The 16,457-nt window shown below is 55.5% G+C and carries 11 protein-coding genes and 3 pseudogenes; 6 read left to right on the forward strand and 8 right to left on the reverse strand.

Annotated elements, in window-relative coordinates:
* Nucleotides 1-133 (forward strand): annotated as a pseudogene (locus EN955_RS28560) (IS256 family transposase); the annotation flags it as partial.
* 91 nt (nt 134-224) lie between these two features.
* Here the strand turns inward: EN955_RS28560 and EN955_RS28565 are convergent.
* From EN955_RS28565 to EN955_RS28595, 7 genes and pseudogenes are all read right to left on the reverse strand, one after another.
* Nucleotides 225-398: pseudogene (locus tag EN955_RS28565) on the reverse strand (IS5/IS1182 family transposase); the annotation flags it as partial.
* Nucleotides 399-1,052: 654 nt separating this feature from the next.
* Complete coding sequence (locus EN955_RS28570) at nt 1,053-1,979, reverse strand: LysR family transcriptional regulator (RefSeq protein WP_024505749.1); 927 nt, start codon at nt 1,977-1,979, stop codon at nt 1,053-1,055.
* A 161-nt stretch (nt 1,980-2,140) separates the two neighbouring features.
* Nucleotides 2,141-3,541, reverse strand: a complete 1,401-nt coding sequence (locus EN955_RS28575; protein WP_050580559.1) for an FAD/NAD(P)-binding oxidoreductase — start codon at nt 3,539-3,541, stop codon at nt 2,141-2,143.
* Nucleotides 3,528-3,827 (reverse strand): (2Fe-2S)-binding protein, encoded by a 300-nt coding sequence (locus EN955_RS28580; RefSeq protein WP_032899825.1) that lies wholly within the window; start codon nt 3,825-3,827, stop codon nt 3,528-3,530. The genes EN955_RS28575 and EN955_RS28580 overlap by 14 nt, the downstream gene beginning before the upstream one ends.
* Complete coding sequence (locus tag EN955_RS28585) at nt 3,824-4,933, reverse strand: FAD-dependent oxidoreductase (RefSeq protein WP_032899824.1); 1,110 nt, start codon at nt 4,931-4,933, stop codon at nt 3,824-3,826. Before EN955_RS28585 ends, EN955_RS28580 begins: the two co-directional genes overlap by 4 nt.
* Before the next feature lie 7 nt (nt 4,934-4,940).
* Nucleotides 4,941-6,698 (reverse strand): hydantoinase B/oxoprolinase family protein, encoded by a 1,758-nt coding sequence (locus tag EN955_RS28590; protein WP_024505746.1) that lies wholly within the window; start codon nt 6,696-6,698, stop codon nt 4,941-4,943.
* Between the two features lie 4 nt (nt 6,699-6,702).
* Nucleotides 6,703-8,757: a hydantoinase/oxoprolinase family protein gene (locus EN955_RS28595; RefSeq protein WP_024505745.1), complete on the reverse strand. Its 2,055-nt coding sequence runs from the start codon at nt 8,755-8,757 to the stop codon at nt 6,703-6,705.
* 251 nt (nt 8,758-9,008) lie between these two features.
* Between EN955_RS28595 and EN955_RS28600 the strand changes: the two genes are divergently transcribed.
* The 5 genes from EN955_RS28600 to EN955_RS28620 all read left to right on the forward strand — a co-directional run bounded on the left by EN955_RS28600 (nt 9,009) and on the right by EN955_RS28620 (nt 15,626).
* Nucleotides 9,009-10,016, forward strand: coding sequence for a sugar ABC transporter substrate-binding protein (locus EN955_RS28600; RefSeq protein ID WP_024505744.1), 1,008 nt, complete (start codon nt 9,009-9,011; stop codon nt 10,014-10,016).
* A gap of 9 nt (nt 10,017-10,025) precedes the next feature.
* Nucleotides 10,026-11,570: a sugar ABC transporter ATP-binding protein gene (locus EN955_RS28605; RefSeq protein ID WP_024505743.1), complete on the forward strand. Its 1,545-nt coding sequence runs from the start codon at nt 10,026-10,028 to the stop codon at nt 11,568-11,570.
* Between the two features lie 13 nt (nt 11,571-11,583).
* The gene (locus tag EN955_RS28610; protein WP_164752792.1) at nt 11,584-12,522 is read left to right on the forward strand and encodes an ABC transporter permease; all 939 of its coding nucleotides are present in this window, start codon (nt 11,584-11,586) and stop codon (nt 12,520-12,522) included.
* A gap of 15 nt (nt 12,523-12,537) precedes the next feature.
* A complete protein-coding gene (locus EN955_RS28615) occupies nt 12,538-14,598 on the forward strand; it encodes a hydantoinase/oxoprolinase family protein (protein ID WP_024505741.1) in 2,061 nt (686 codons plus the stop codon).
* Nucleotides 14,599-14,879: 281 nt separating this feature from the next.
* The gene (locus EN955_RS28620) at nt 14,880-15,626 is read left to right on the forward strand and encodes a 3-oxoacyl-ACP reductase family protein (RefSeq protein ID WP_024505740.1); all 747 of its coding nucleotides are present in this window, start codon (nt 14,880-14,882) and stop codon (nt 15,624-15,626) included.
* Nucleotides 15,627-15,969: 343 nt separating this feature from the next.
* On the opposite strand, the pseudogene EN955_RS35650 reads toward EN955_RS28620, so the two are convergent.
* Nucleotides 15,970-16,182, reverse strand: a pseudogene (locus EN955_RS35650) (IS5/IS1182 family transposase); the annotation flags it as partial.
* Nucleotides 16,183-16,457 lie beyond the last annotated feature (275 nt).

Raw genomic sequence — 16,457 nt, forward strand, 5'->3', positions numbered from 1 at the left:
CCGCCTGGTTGGCGCGATCCTGCTCGAACAGAACGACGAATGGGCCGTGCAACGCGCCAGATACATGACGCTGGAAACCATCAGCCAAATGAGCGATGATCCTCTCATCAGCCTGCCAGCCGTCGCACGCTGATCAGCCCGGCCTCATGCCGGAGAGCGCGGCGACCAAGCCGTCAGCTACACCACTCCCTGGGACACGATCGTTGAGCAGGAGGGAGAAGTTAGCCGGCGGCAGCCAGGATGGCGTTGAGGGCATCGCCCTGCTGGATGGCGGAGCGGCGGCGCATCTGGCGCTTGATGGCTGGGTTGACGCGGCGTTTCTGGCCGCTGGTGAAGACCCTGAGCTTGTGGCTCTGCGGTGCGTTATGGCCGCGATAGCCGGCATCAGCTACCCGCTTACGATCAAGCCGTGTTTGCCATTGGATCAACATCGTACGCAGTCTCGGCTTGCCCGCCTTCGAAATGCCTTGCTCGCGGTCGATCGAGCCGCCCGGAGAAGCAAGACCCCGCGAAAGATGCGCAAGGCCGGCGAAGCTGCTAAGCGGAAGGCTCGAAAAGCGCTTGACTTCAACACGCCGAATAGAGAAGCAACCCTCGTCTGTTAATCGCACGAAAAGGCGGGCCACCGATCTCAGACCCTCGGAACATGACGTCTAGTCAATTCGCCCCACGCACCAATCGGTTCGAAGTGATGGCAGGGTGTGGTCTGCCTCAGCCGCTGTGCGCGTGATGGCTCCTCGCCGGGAGGCACCTCGACATTGTCTGCGTGTTTCGCTAAATCCCGGACAGTGATTTCAGTAATTCGCGGGACAGCGATTCCGCTAAATCCCGGACAGTTTCGGAAGCGGATTTAGCGGTCGGTTCTTGGCTGCGCCGTTCTGGCAGTTTGGCCTCTCACGACGACCTTGAGAGGGGCCATGCCGAGACGGAAGCCGAGCGAACGAGCGTGAGGGGTATCTAAGCGATCTTGCGCCTGACCCATGAGCATGTCTTACGAACAAACGCAGATGTGTCTTGAATATACGGGCTGAGGCAGAGGCGCGATCGCGGATCTAAGTGTCAGGTCTTTCAGGAGGCTCAAACTCCGCCGGATATATCGACCGCTTAATGGTGTCATTCAGAATCTTGATGAATTTATCGACGGATCGTGATCGAATTGCGTGTTCAGATAGGACAATCGCAAATCCGAATTTGACATCCGGTTTGAATTCAACGGCCACGATACTACTCTCTCGGAACAAGGACGCGGCAAGCGGGTCGACCAGACCGACACCCAGTCCCATTTCAACCATTTTGCAAATCGTGTACCCGGAAGTCGTCTCGATCAGGTTGTCGATCTTCACGTTTGATTCAATCCCGGCCACAAGCAACGCCTTTCCGATTGTAAGGTCTTCCGAGATCCCGATATTCGTCTCATTCTTCAGGTCCTCGAGTGAGATTCTACTCAGACCGCTTTTGGGATGTCCCGCCGGCAGAACACACTTGCAAGAAGGTTCGTACACACGTTCGAGAATGACACCCGGATAATTAACCGGAAATGCCGCAATGCCGACATCGACTTGCCGACTGGAAACCAGATCCAGAATCCTAAGGGAGCTGCGTACTTCAAGTCTTATCTTAAGGTCCGGGTAAGCTGCATTCAATCTCACAATGGACCTCGGCACCACTTCAAGCGATGCGGCAGGAAATGAAGCAATGCGGAGCCGGTCATGCTTGAGATTGGCGATGTCCTTTGCTGCGCCTTCGAGATATCGAATGCCCGAATAAGTCCGCTGGACATATTTGAAGAAAGCCTCACCTTCGGGAGTTGGTACGATCCTTCCCGGAATTCGGTCGAACAGGTCAAATCCAATCGAGCGTTCGAGATCCTTGATCAGGCGGCTGATACCAGGCTGGGAAACGTTCAGGAAATGAGCTGCGTCACTCACGCTCCCAGCAAGCATGACAGCGCGATAGGCCTCAATTTGATTAAATTTCATCAACCGCTGCCGAGCGAACGCCGACTATTTCTGGCCTAATACCACACGGTTGGTGCAGGACCAAGGCGGTCAGCGCCCCAGACAGCCTCGACTTCTTCATGGAATCCCCTTGTCTGACAACGGATTGCAGCTTTTTGAGAGCTTACGATTCAAACGGTCCGTCAGGAAAACTCGATATCCGCCGCGAGGCCACTCGTTTCGACGCCGGCGAGGGCTGCCAATGCTAGAGGCCGTATCGGAGAACGGATAGTGTAGTATCCCACCTCGTCCGGCGACTTTCCTGTCACGTGCGCGAACAATTCGGTGACAGTGAGCCCGCAATTGCGCCCCTGACAAGGACCCATGCCACATCGGGTGAAAAATTTGGCCTGGTTCGGCCCTACACAGCCAGCGGCTGCCAAATCGGTGATCTCGCCGGCGGTAATTTCCTCGCAGCGGCATATCACGGTGTCTTCCTGAGGCGGAATTCGGAACTGTGATGGTGGTCGATACAGCGTATCAATAAATTTGCGTAATTCAGTAAGTTGGCGGAATTTTCGTTGGATGGAATTCCTGCTTTTCGGATCGATAATCCGCTTCTTGTTTTCTGCGATGTGAAATGCCGCCAAACGCGCCGAATATTCCGCTGCCTTTGCTCCCATTATGCGTGCATTGTCGCCGACCGCGAATATGCCAGGCACGCTCGTCTGCCAATTACCATCGATCACAGGATGGAAGCAGAGTTGTGAATCGTCCCATCTGATCTCACAACCCAAATGTCTGTATAGCTGTATGTTGGGGACTACCCCTTGATGGAGAAGAGTGCAATCGGCTTCGATAGTTCCGGACTCGCGGGGAGTAGAATATTCGACAGCTTCCGCACGGTTTTCACCGAGAATTCTGATGTCTTCCACCTGAAGTATCCGGCGGATGCCATAGGCAGACATAGTTCGGATCATCCGAATACCGTCGAAGAGCTGGCTAAGGCTCGTAGACCCAAGCTTGCTATGGCAAATAGCGCGCCAGTAGTTTCCGCTTGGGGTAGTGTCGAGCACAGCTTGGACATCGGCCCCAGCTTGCGCCAACTGGCCCGCAACGAGATACAAAAGCGGGCCGCACCCCGCCAGTACAATCCGTCCTGCAGGAATGGCCGAGCCGGATTTCATTGCTATTTGTGCAGCGCCAGCGGTCATCACGCCTGGCAAGGTCCACCCGGGAATCGGAAAAGGCCGCTCAAGCGCGCCCGTGGCAAGCATTATGGCTTTAGCTTCGATGGCCACCACTTGGTCTTTATGCACGAAGTATACTATCTTCGCCGCCGAGATATGCCAGACCACCGCTTCGGCCCTGATATCAAGGCCCATGTGCTGGGCGTTTCCCAGCAAACTTTCGCCATTGAGATAGCTTTTCCCCAAGATCGACCGCATCTTGTCAGTCAGGTTCTCGAGATTGCGGTAAATCTGTCCGCCGGCCCGTTTCCCGTCGTCCAAAATTACGACAGATAGGCCTAGTTCGTGCGCCTGTAACGCGCCGGCCAATCCGGCGGGACCGGCGCCGATGACGACCAGATCATATTTTTTCACGGCAATTGTCCTGCGTTTCGATGACCATGCCATCACGAACTTCAGCCCTGCAGGCCAGAACGTCAGCCACCCCGTTGACAATGATCCGGCACTCAAAACAGGCGCCCATCATGCAATAGGGGAGACGCGGTTTTCCCGATACCGGGTTGACATTGAAATGGTCGAGGCCGTTTTCCAGCAGCGCCAGTGCAAGCGTTTGGCCAACTCTGGCGGTTACCGGCACGCCGTTGACCAGGATGATTGTCCGCGGGACGGCCTCTTCCTCAAATATAGGGCGGAAATTCATGACCTCTTCCTTGAAAAGTCCGGAATTCGAGCCTCCAAGTCTCCTTCTTCAATGGCCGACGCCAGGTCCTGCGCATGCACGGGAGCCAGCGTAACTCCGCTATGAACATTCACCGCATATGCATTGGGATAGGAGTTGGAGCGCAGGTAGAGCGGTATTCCATCCTTTGTGAAGGTTCGCAGCCCGCCCCAGGCGCGCAAAAGCTGGGTATCGGCCAGATTGGGAAAACACGCTATGGCTTTCCTTGCAATGGCTGACATGACCTCCGGCGTGGTTCCGTCATCGAGTCCCACCTCTTCGCGAGAATCGCCGATAATGAAGGCGCCTTCACTCATCTGCCTGATTGTGTGGGTTGGATAACGCAGCGACTTCGGCAGTTTGTTCGTAGCCAGAACCTGCCCCCTGACGGGTCGTATATCCATTGCGACGTCGACCATCGGTGCCAGCTGGTTGTTGCCAAGTCCTGCGGCCAGCACCAATTTGGCGCAGCTATATGTCGAGTTCCCAGCTGTTACCTGGAAATCGGACCCTGCTGGCCGGATCTCCGTGACAGCGCTGGATGCGCGGTATTCGCCACCAATTGCGCGAAATGCCGAATGTAGCGCCCGGAAGAACTTCAAGGGGTTCACCGCGCCGTCCAGGCGACCGTAACAGCCACCGACCACTGAATTTCCAAGACCGGGAATATGCTTGTCCAGTTCGCCGCGCTCCATCATCTCATACGCGGCAGCTATGGGAAGATCATTGTCGAATTGTTTTCTCATCAATTCCGCACGATCTTTCCATTCCGCCTCGGACATACAGAGATAGAAGGCCCCATTGTCCTCCAGGCCGACATCTATTCCGCTCAATTCTTTCAACTGCGAACTAAAGGCCGGCCACATCTTTGCCGCTTTGCGTGAAAGCTGCGCATAAGGTCGGAACGAGTGGCCCTTGGTCTGGATCCAAATAAGGCCGAAATTGCCGCGTGCGGCACGATTGTCGTCATCGCAGCCATCAAGCACGAGCACATCAAGGCCACTCAGTCTCAGCCCAAGGGAAATGGAAATCCCCACCAGACCGCCACCGGCAACAATAACATCAAAAGTTCTTCTGGGTGAGTTCATAGAAAGTTCATTCAGCCGCCTTGATTGCGTCAAAGGCTGACTGCTCCCCTTTTTCGAGAATCTGCTCTACCCGTGATGTGCCGTAAGTTTTTCTTGCGAATGCGAGCGATGTCTTGCTATTTTCGATATCGTCGACAACCTGCTTATCGCTTCTTTCACTGACAGGACCATATCCTCCGCCGCCCGGCGTTTCGATTCTTATACTGTCACCGGAATTAAGGACAAAATTCGTAGTCTTCGAATCGAGTTCACGTTCTTCGGCGGAACCAGAATTGAATAGTATTTTCGCACAACGCCCATCCTGGCCACCGCGTAGCCCGGGAGGCGGGTAAATATGGCCGTCTGAACGCACCGAGAAGATGACGTCATCTTCTGTGGCGGCAATCTGCCGCGCGATGCCGAGACCCCCTCGGTACCTGCCCGCGCCACAGCTGTCCTCCACCAGCGCATATTCATCAACGAGGAGATTGTATTCGTGCTCAAGGGCTTCCACCGGCAGATTGGAAGTATTGGTGATGTGAACCTGCACGCCGTCCATGCCATCGACTTCTGCTGTCCCTCCAGATCCTCCGCCGATAGTTTCCATGTAGACATAATCGTCGCCATTGTTTCGTTTTCCTGCAAAGCAGATACCGGGCACAATGTCCTGGCCCGACGCTATACCGCGCTCCTGCGGCAGCATTTGCGCAAGCGCTCCAATGACCGCGCGCGCGACCTTGTTTGCTGTGATCGATCGCGCGCCGACCGCTGCGGGATGTGCGGGACTGACGATCGACCGGCCGGGCGTCTGAATCTCGATGCAGTCGAAAATGCCATGATTAGGCATCAACCCCGGATCGATCATCATTTTGACGCAATACACTACCGTCGCCTGCAGGGCATTGAACGGTACGTTCATTGCACCCGCGGCTTGCGGACCGGTGCCTGAAAAGTCGAATAGTAATTTGCCGCCTGATGCGGATATCCGCACGGCGATCCTGACCGGATCATCGCCTATACCATCGTCGTCGAGAAATGCCTCATAACTGGCCTCTTTCGAAGTGAACGCTTCGAGCTGATTGAGGAGGCGCTGCCGCGTATAGGCGATCATATCCGCTATTGCTGCCGTAAGGCGATGATCTCCGATTTGATCGAGAAGTTCCTGAGCCATGACGATCCCGCGGTCATTCGTTGCGAGTTGCACCCCCAGATCGAGCTCGCGTTCCTTGGGATCACGTGTATTCAGGGTGACGAGACGAACGATGTCATTCTGCACCTTGCCTGTGTGCCGCAGTCGGACAATCGGGATACGAATTCCTTCTGCAAATATTGTTTCGGCGGTACCCGAAATGGACCCCGGAACCACGCCGCCGACATCCGAATGGTGGGCGATATTTGCGAGAAAGAACGACAGCTTGCCATTGTAGAAGACCGGCGAGACCACAGTGATGTCGGGGAGGTGGGTACCCCCGGCAATATAAGGATCGTTACACATGAAGGCGTCGCCTTCGCTGATTTGCTCCGGCGAAAACTCCTTCAATAAATGGGAAACCGCGCCGACTGTGGAGCCCAAGTGCAGAGGAGTGTGGACTGTCTGGGCGAGAACCCGGCCGGTGGCGTCGAACAATCCTACAGAACAGTCGCGCCGTTCCTTTACATTCGTGGAGAAGGATGAACGCACGAGGATATGTAACATTCCCTCGACAATCGTCATCAAGCGGTTGTTGTAAACTTCCATCGCAATCGGATCGGAGACCGGTGCGCTGCCGCTATCTTTCTTCGTCATCTGCTTATTGCCCGCTCTTTTTGTTCAGTTCAATGATCAGGTTCCCCGGAGCATCCACAAAGGCGACCTGGTTGGGAAAGATCACGCAGGTCGAACTCATGTCCTCGACAATCGCGGGACCGGTGATCCGCGTCGAAACCGGAATCCTGTCGCGTGCGTAAACGACAGCATCCACCCATTTTACATCCGGGTCGACGAAGAATTCGCGCCGCCCTATGATGGCCGCTTCAAGCTTGCCGTTCGGCTGCTGGCAGTGGCTGGCCGTTCCCAAAGATGGCGCCGAGCCGCGGACCCGGAAGTTTACTATCTCGATCTGACGGTCGGGGAGCGAATAGCCGTATTCCTTGCGGTGCGCATGCTCGAATTCCCACAAGAAGGTTTCGGCATCTGGCGGCGGATTCGGGAGTGGAATTTGCACCTCGTGGTTCTGTCCAAAGTACCGTGCCTCCAGTACATTCTCATATTGTCGTTGGGATGGGGGCACATCCTCGCTAGCCAGCCAGCGCTCGGCTTCACCGCGCAAAACTTCCATTTCCGACGTGATGCTCGACCAGCATTCGAAAATGAAGGGGCGAATTTTGCTCTGAACGAAATCGAGGCTGATATCGGAAACAAGGATACCACGCGCGCACATCGTTCCAGGCTCCCTCGGAGCCACAACCCTGGACAGTCCGCATTCGATCGCCGTCTCAACACCATGCAATGGCCCAGCGCCACCATAGGCTATGAATGCATATTTGCGCGGATCAACGCCGCGTTGCGTTGTCACCGAGCGGATGGCGCGAGCCATGTTCGAGACGGCAATCCGTATAATCCCATAGGCTGCCTGTTCCACACTCATTCCCAACGGAATGGCAATCTTTTCCTCGACAACCCTGCGCGCGCCATCGAGGTCGATGGGCATTGTCCCGTTCAATATCGCGACAGGGTTAAGGCGACCCAGGACAACATTAGCGTCGGTTAACGTGGGTTCGACGCCGCCTCGCATATACGCGACCGGCCCTGGCACAGCGCCTGCGCTCCGTGGCCCCACATGCAAGGCACCGGCACTATCGATATAGGCAATTGAGCCGCCGCCGGCGCCAATTACGTGGATATCCACCATCGGCGTCTTAATAGGATATGACGCCACTTCGCGACTTGTAGTAAAATGCGGCGTTCCATCACTGATAAGCGATACATCCGTGCTTGTGCCGCCAACGTCAAAAGTAATCGCATTTTTATACCCGGCCTGCGCTGCGATGACCGCAGAACCAATTACCCCGGCAGCAGGACCCGATAGACAGGTTCGAACGGGGTAACGGCGAACCGTATCTATTGACATCAGCCCGCCATTTGAATGGATCGTGTAGGGTTTTGCCGATATGCCCAACTTCGTCAGCCTCTCGACCAACCGAGCAAGGTAGTTCTCGAATTTCGGTCCCAAATACGCATTGGCTGTCGTTGTTGAAAATCGCTCATACTCACGAAATTCAGGCAAGACGTCGCTTGATCGGCTAACAAACGCACCCGGCATCAATTCCCGCACGATGCTTTCTGAGCGCAGTTCGTGTTCCGGGTACAAGTAGCTGTGCAGGAAGCAGATAGCCACGGCTTCCACGCCCTCGCGGGCTAGGTATTCCACCCCGTGTCGGAGTTCGGCCTCGTCGAGTTCCACCAGCACGTTTCCGCGAGCATCGACACGTTCGGAGACTTCGATCCGGTACTGTCGCCTTGCCAGGGGTATCGGCTTGATTACGCGGTAGTTATATACGTCTGGGCGCATCTGTCGGCCGATTTCCAGGATGTCACGAAATCCTTTAGTCGTTATCAGGCCAGTCTTCGCGCCGCGAAGCTCGATGACCATGTTCGTGCCGACGGTTGTTCCGTGACCGACGAATTCGATTTCCTCGGGTTTCAGATCATATTTGGCCAGCGCGCTGGCCAAACCGGTTTCAATAGCTTCTGACGGATCGTGCGGTGTTGAGGGCTCTTTGAAGTACATGACCTCTCCCGATTTCGTGTCTATCAACACGAAATCGGTGAAGGTTCCTCCGACATCTATTCCCACACGTATCATTCCTGGCTTCCCTAATCGCGTATGGACAAGCACGTCGCTTCGTGTCCGATCAGCTCGATCTGGCTCACTGCCACGACACTGAGTGGCCGCATCGCATGGGGCTGCTCAGTGTTCTATCCGGTGTGCAAGAAACCAGACTTGAGGCGACATGGCTCATACCAATTCCAACATAGCCGCCGAAACTTTGATATTAGCGGGCATTCGGGACCCTGCTATCTTTAGGGCGCCCTTTGTGAGGGAGGAGAAGTCGAGTGAATCTGACCTATAAGATAGCAGCCTTGGCAGGTGTCGCAGTGGTCTTGTCCGGGCCAGCATATGCTGCCGATCCCATCCGCATTGCGTTGTTCGGCTTCGCTGCCGACAACGCCTTCACACTAGCTAGCCTAGAGGGTCTAAAGGAGGCGGCGGAAGAAGCTGGCGACGTTGAAATTGAATTGTTCGACGGTGCTTTTGATGCAGACAGGCAGTTCAACCAAATCCAGGACGCGGTCGCTTCTGGACGATTCAACGGGATGCTGATCCTGCCGATGGGTTATTCTTCGGCGGTCCCTGCCGCCGAGGAGGCAATCAAAGCAGGCATCAAGTTCGGTTCGCTCGAATATCCGCTAGGACCCGATCCAACGACAACCGACAAGTTCCAGGTCAATGGGATGACGACATTCGTTGGCTATAATGTAGGCAGCATTGGTCTTCGGCTGGCGGAAGCAACTGTGGAAGCCTGTCAGGGCAGGGATCCGTGCAAGGTCGCGCTGCTGGTCGGCAGCCGGTCAGCAGCCCAGGACGTGCCCAAGATCGAGGCATTCAATAGACATATTGCGGAGTATCCGTCGATTAAGCTCGTCTCCACCCAAGATACGCTGTGGGGCAGAGAACTTGGGCTCAAGGTGACGCAGGACGTTTTGCAGTCGAATCCGGACCTGGACGTTATCACCTCTTTCGCTGATCAGGCGGCTGCGGGCGCGGAGGTTGCCTTGACGGGTGCAGGCATGAATGTCGGCGGTGAGGGCGTTCAACTTATAGGCCTAGGCGCTACGCAAACAGCGGTAGCGGCAATCCGCCAAGGACGCTGGTATGGTACCTATGTGGAGCTGCCATACATGGAAGGTTATCTCGGCGGCAAAAACATCATAGCGGCCATGCGCGGTCAAGAGTTTGAACCGATTATCGATCTGGAAACGCGTTCGCCCGTAGGTGCGGCAATCGCCACGAAGACAAATCTCAATGCCCATCCGGACTGGTCATCGAAGTGGGATGGCTAGAGGTATACAATGCAGGTCGTTGTTGACAATGTCAGTAAACATTTTGCGGGCGCCATCGCGCTTCAGAATGTCTCGTTTGAAGTCTGCAGCGGAAGCATTCACGGTCTCGTCGGAGAGAATGGCGCGGGCAAGTCGACGCTAGGAAAGATGGTCGGCGGGATTCTTCAGGTTAGCGATGGACGCGTGATCTACGATGGTGACGACACGCTGGTCTCGTCACCACGTGAAGCGATTGAGCGCGGTATCGCTGTCGTCCAACAGGAACTTGTTCTCTGTCAGAACCTCACAGTCGCAGAAAATATCTGTCTGGGGCGCGAGAACGCGACACTTGGATTTCTACGAACCCGGGGGAGCCTCTGGGAATTCAACCGACTACGTGACGAACTTGGATTCGAGCTCGACGGAAGAGCCAGGGTCGGCTCGTTAAGTATCGCTGATCAGCAGCAAGTGGAGATACTCAAGGCGCTTTCTCGAAATGCTCGACTGATCGTGCTGGACGAGCCTACATCTTCACTTACCCCTACCGAAACTGAACACTTGCACCAAGTCGTCAAAAGGTTGGCAAAGGATCGCGGGACGACTTTTATATATGTGTCCCACTTCCTCGACCACATACTCTCAAGCTGCGATGCTGTAACTGTCCTTCGAAACGGCAAGCACGTTCAGACGGGACCGGCTAAAGATGAAACACACGCGTCACTGGCGGCCGCAATGCTGGGCCGCGAGCTCTCCGATGTCTTTCCGCGCAAGAAGGCCCCGCCGCCAACTAGCGCCGTCAAGTTAACTACCAGTGGGCTGACAAGACGGCGCAAATTCGAGAACATCAACATCCAGGTTAAGGCGGGAGAGATAGTCGGAATAGCAGGACTTGTCGGCAGCGGCCGCTCTGAGGTGTTGCGGTCCATCTTTGGTGCCGACGAATTTCAAGGTGGCGTGGTTGCAATCGACGGGTATCCAGTTGGCCGCCCTACGCCGATCACGGCAAGGCGCAATGGCTTGGCCATGGTGCCGGAAAGCCGGCGTGAGCAGGGATTGTTTCTTGAACATTCGATCGCGGAGAACATCTCGCTCATAAATTTTGGTGAGCTTCGCCCATTCGGAATAATAAACCGCGGGAAGGAGGGGGAAGAGATAGGTAAGTGGGCCGACCGCCTGAACATCAAATGCGAATCTACGGACGCTTTGGTTTCCTCTCTTTCGGGCGGCAACCAGCAAAAGGTGCTGTTCGCAAAATGGTTGGCCGGCAACCCGACGGTTATGCTGCTTGACGAGCCGACCCGCGGCGTGGACATCGGCGCAAAATCCGAAATCTACAATCTGATCGCCGAATTGGCAGGGCGTGGGATGGCTATTCTGATCGTTTCGTCTGAGACCGAGGAGCTGGTTGGCTTGTGCCACCGGATGTACATCATGCGTGAAGGAAGCATTGTTGGCGAAAAACCCGCCGAAGAAATCGAGATCGGAGCAATCCTGCGCGATTGCCTTGGCGTATGCGAAAGCGATCTCCATTCAAACAGGAGTGAGAAAGATTTCTGCAATCGCTGCGACCGATAGATTGGAGAGACTGGTGCGGTTCAAGAACTATGGGCTGAGCCTCTTGAAGGATTACGCCATCCTCATCGCCTTGGTACTTGCGATCATCGTCCTTGCGGTTGTGGAGCCTGCATTCCTAACATTCAGGAACTTGCGCAATCTGCTGGACCAGAACGCCGGGATCGGAATCATTGCGTCTGGCATGACGTACGTGATCATCGGTCGCGGCTTTGACCTATCCGTGTCAGCGACGTTCGCAGTTAGCGGAATTGCGGCGGCACTTGTTTCCAATGCATCGGCGCCGACAGTCGGTTTGATGTCGGGTGTAGTGATTGGCACGTTGATCGGTTTAGCCAACGGAATCCTTATTGCCAGGCTTCAGTTGAATTCGTTCCTGATCACCTTGGCTTCCAGCATCGTAATTCGGGGTTGCGGCATTGCCATGTCCGGCGGATACCTGATCAACGTAACGGAAAATTCCTATTCTACGCTTGGACGAGGTACCGTTTACGGGATCACTTATCCCAGCATTGCTTTCATCCTGTTCGTGCTAATCTCCATGCTTGTGCTTCATCGCACCCAGTATGGCCGATACATATTTGCTGTCGGTGGAAACGAGGAAGCGGCGCTTCTTTCGGGTATCCGAACCAAAACCATCAAGGGATCAACTTTTGCGATTACTGGATTTGCGGCTGCTCTTGCTGGCATCCTCCTATCATCGAAGGTGTCCACCGGCATACCCAACAGCGGTTCCGGGATCGAGCTGCAGGCTATCGCCGCGGTTGTTCTCGGAGGGACCTCGATTGGCGGCGGTGCGGGCGCCATTTGGCGCACGGTCGTGGGCGTGTTTCTGTTGGCGATCATAAACAACGCCTTCAACATTATGAACCTCGAACCATATCTCCGGGAGATAGTAACCGGAACCATCATCATTCTAGCGGTGATTGCAAATACGCTCACCGGTCGCAAGTAATACGAGGCAAGATAAATGGCCAATATCAGCACCAATGTAGAAAAAAACCGGCACAGGATAGCCGCCGACATAGGCGGCACTTTTACGGATGTGGTCGTTCAAAATACGACCACAGGTGAATTACTTGCGGCGAAATATCCGACCACGCCAAATGATCTATCGGACGGTATATTGCGCGCTTTCGGCCAGGTCATCGACGATTTCGCCGAGGTCGAGTTTGCGGTACACGGGACGACGCAAGGATTGAACGCGCTGCTATCTCACTCTGGCGGCAGGATTATGCTCTTGGCGACCGCCGGCGCTCGCGACACCTTCTTCATCATGCGGGGATCGCGACCGCGAAGGGAAATGTACAACAACAAGTTCCAGCGTCCCGAAGAGTTCGTGCGCCGGCGGGATACATTGGAGATAGGGGGTCGCCTTGACTACGAAGGCAACGAAATAGCGGAAATAAATCTGGGCGACCTGCAAGCCGCGGCCGAACACGCTAGGCTGAACGGGATCGAATCGGTGGCAGTCTGCTTCCTGTTCAGTTACAAAAATCCCAACCACGAGATTGCCGCTCGCGAATTTCTGGAGCGGAACGTTCCAGGAATTTCCGTGTCACTTTCACACGAAGTCGCACGCGAGTGGCGCGAGGCGGAGCGAGCGGCATCGACCGTGGCGGATGCCTATATCAGCCCCCTAGTTCGGCAATATCTTGGGGTCGTAGAATCGCGCCTTAAAGAAAGAGGACTTACAGTACCGCTTTATGTAACGCGGTCTAGCGGCGGCTTGATGTCTGTCAAACAAGCGAGTAAACAGCCTATTCAAACCCTCTTTTCTGGCCCGGTCGGCGGCATTATAGGAGCGGCGGAAATGACAAAGCTCTTCCGCACCGACAATGTCATATGCGCCGACGTCGGAGGGACCAGCTTCGATGTCAGTCTCATCGTTGACGGCAAGCCGCGGGTTGTAAATCAGACGACGCTCTCTGGCATGGACATTATCATGCCCGTTGTTGAAATTGAATCGATTGGTGCTGGCGCCGGTTCTATTGCCTATATCGAAGCGGGCGGCCTTCGCGTGGGTCCTGAGAGTGCAGGAGCCGAACCGGGGCCGGCATGTTACGGGAAGGGCGGCACAGCACCCACGGTTACCGACGCACAAGTGTTTTTGAATCGCTTCTTGCCACGAGCAGAGCTGGGCGGAACAGTTCGGATCGACCGTGCAAAGGCGGAGGCCGCGCTAACGAGGGTAGCAAAATTGCTTGGAATAAATACAGAAACACTTGCAGAAGGCATACTGGACATCACGAATGCCAAAATGGCCGATGCCATCCGCAGGATTACCGTCGAACAGGGTATCGAACCGCGGGATTTCTCTATCGTCGCCTTTGGTGGCGCCGGCGCTATGCACGCCGCCTTTCTCGCAGAAGCGTTGGAAATAACTGAGGTCGTAGTGCCCCCCCACGCGGGCGTATTCTCCGCATGGGGGATGCTGCATTCCCCCATGCGCCACGATATTGCGATTCCATTCAACAAATTTATAAAGGACGTTGAGGAATGCGAGATTTCTCGTAGATTTGAGAAACAATCAGAGTTAGCAAAAGCTCATTTGGACGCTGAAACAGGCGGAAAGGCCGAGATACGCTACCAGTACCTTCTCGATCTGCGATATGACGGGCAGGAATATACTGTCACCGTGGAACTCCCGCAAAACAGGACGTCCGTTCACGAAATTTCCGAGATTTTCCATCAAACCTATAACCAGCGTTACGGTCATTCCCATCCTGATACACCGATAGAGATCGTCGCATTGCGCTTGGTAGCGACCGCTCCTATGGGAAATGGCGTTGCCCCGGACACATCCAGCACGCGAACGACCGAACTGAAATTCGCCGAACGCGATGTGATGTTCGGCGGCAAGTGGCTGAAAACGCGGATCTTCAACAGCGAAGACCTGTACCAAGGGGACGAGCTGGATGGTCCGCTCATTGTTGACGCAGGTCTTTCCACCACTGTCGTTCCTCTCGGATCGCGTCTCGTTATCGAAGCGCGGAAGGTTATGCGCATCGTTGTGGGCTCGATGCGTTAAATGTCGGCCGCAAGAGCCATGTGCTTGAAGATATCCTCAAGCCTCCATGGTCCCGGTCGGTGTGTCCGATGGAACGGAGGCAGTTCGCCATTGGATCTAAGGCAGAGGGGCGAAATCACACGACGTAGTTAACGTGATCGCACCAAAGTCTGGAAGGCATGGAACAGTATGGATCTCGAATAACTGCGTCCACGATGATTCCGGTGTTTGACTAACAGCTAAACACGGCGACCCGCCGGCTTTGCCGACGCGCACCATCAGCAAGAAGTCGGAGAAGACCCATGCAACGTAGACTGGCGGGCAAGACGGCCGTCGTAACGGGAGGTGCAAATGGCATCGGGCGAGCGTGTTGCGAACGGCTGGCCTGTGAAGGTGCGAATATTCTGATTGCCGATATTGCCGCAGCAGATGAGACTATTTTTGATGTGGAGCGCGCGGGCGGCAAAGCCTTCGCCCAACACTGCGATCTATCGTCATCCGAGGACGTCGCGCGGCTGCGGGAAAAGGTGGACGAAAGATTCGGCGGCTGCGACGTCCTTGTCCACAATGCCGGTATCTATCCGAATACGCCCATCGAGGAGATTGCGTTTGATGAGTGGCGAAAAGTCCTGACTATCAACCTCGACTCCATGTTTCACCTTACCAAGGCCTTCTTGCCGAACATGAAGTCGAAGGCCTGGGGGCGCATCATCGCCATGTCGTCCACGGTCTTCCATTCCGGCATCCCCGGCTACTGCCACTACTCGGCAAGCAAGGCGGGACTTATCGGCTTCGTGCGGTCTCTTGCGTCTGAGGTCGGCCAGTTCGGAATAACCGCCAATGCCATTGCGCCGGGTCTGGTGCGCACCGGGACCACTGAGGCCGGCCTCGAAACCCGATGGTTTGACCAGACGGTCGAGCAGCAGGCGATTAAGCGCACAGGGGAGCCTGCCGATCTCATGGGGCCGCTCGCCTTCCTCGCTTCGGACGACGCAGCGTTCGTCACGGGGCAAACGCTCCTCGTCGATGGCGGGTGGCGTTTCGTATAAGTACAGTTGGCTGGGCTACGGAATTATGGCGCAAAACATAGCCGAAAAAGCAGGCCCCGTCACCCGCGCCACCATTCCTCATGCTCTCCAGTGAGGAGAACGATAGCCGATCGGCCGAGTCATTCTAATGGTATCAAGTGGTCCGAGAAAATCGTGCCTGCGGACATGAAGGACGTACCCGCCACATCGAGACACTGATGAGCGGCTGCTGATGGTCAATCTCAAGCTTGCGCCCAATCTTCTACTTGGTGGCATCAACGCCACGCGTGGCGCCCTGCGCATCTGCCTTGACGGTCTGGCTGACGACAATACCGGCGCTCGGCAGGCATCGAGCCCGGCTTATGATCCAGCCAACCGTTCTTTCGACAACCCATGCCTGAGCAGCACCTTGAAGCCGGCCTCGGTATCGATACGGCGCACCACTTCGATGACGAAATCGAGGAATCGAGGAAAACGGCCTTGTCCAGCAATTGCCTACGCATAGGTCCCGTCGGCGAAAAGATGCTTGATCCGTGGCCAGCGGTTGCGGATAAGCGTTGAGGATCATTTGCGCGCCACCTCGTGCGCGACTGCGAACGACGCATCGGCGTTTCCGAAGCCATGATCAACGTCGCCGCGGGCAGTGTTATGATACGCGTATCAGCCATTGAACCACCCCCCCCAGAGGGACTCTGAGGCTCGATGCTGATTGTAATGTTGGTTATATGGCTCCCTGGCCCGGCTTGTGAGCCATGGACGGACTGAAAACCATCAGGCTCAGTATCTCGAAAAGCACCTGAGCGCCGGCCTGAGCAGTATTGGTCGTGGCATCAAATTGCGGAGCGACTTCGA

It is taken from the genome of Mesorhizobium sp. M7A.F.Ca.CA.001.04.2.1 (assembly GCF_003998485.1).
Taxonomy (GTDB): Bacteria; Pseudomonadota; Alphaproteobacteria; order Rhizobiales; family Rhizobiaceae; genus Mesorhizobium; species Mesorhizobium ciceri.

Bases quoted from the DNA above. Each gene is read 5' to 3' on its own strand.
- EN955_RS28590 (WP_024505746.1), bottom strand. From the start codon at position 6,698: ATGACGAAGAAAGATAGCGGCAGCGCACCGGTCTCCGATCCGATTGCG.
- EN955_RS28580 (WP_032899825.1), bottom strand. From the start codon at position 3,827: ATGAATTTCCGCCCTATATTTGAGGAAGAGGCCGTCCCGCGGACAATC.
- EN955_RS28570 (WP_024505749.1), bottom strand. From the start codon at position 1,979: ATGAAATTTAATCAAATTGAGGCCTATCGCGCTGTCATGCTTGCTGGG.
- EN955_RS28620 (WP_024505740.1), top strand. From the start codon at position 14,880: ATGCAACGTAGACTGGCGGGCAAGACGGCCGTCGTAACGGGAGGTGCA.
- EN955_RS28595 (WP_024505745.1), bottom strand. From the start codon at position 8,757: ATGATACGTGTGGGAATAGATGTCGGAGGAACCTTCACCGATTTCGTG.
- EN955_RS28605 (WP_024505743.1), top strand. From the start codon at position 10,026: ATGCAGGTCGTTGTTGACAATGTCAGTAAACATTTTGCGGGCGCCATC.
- EN955_RS28615 (WP_024505741.1), top strand. From the start codon at position 12,538: ATGGCCAATATCAGCACCAATGTAGAAAAAAACCGGCACAGGATAGCC.
- EN955_RS28585 (WP_032899824.1), bottom strand. From the start codon at position 4,933: ATGAACTCACCCAGAAGAACTTTTGATGTTATTGTTGCCGGTGGCGGT.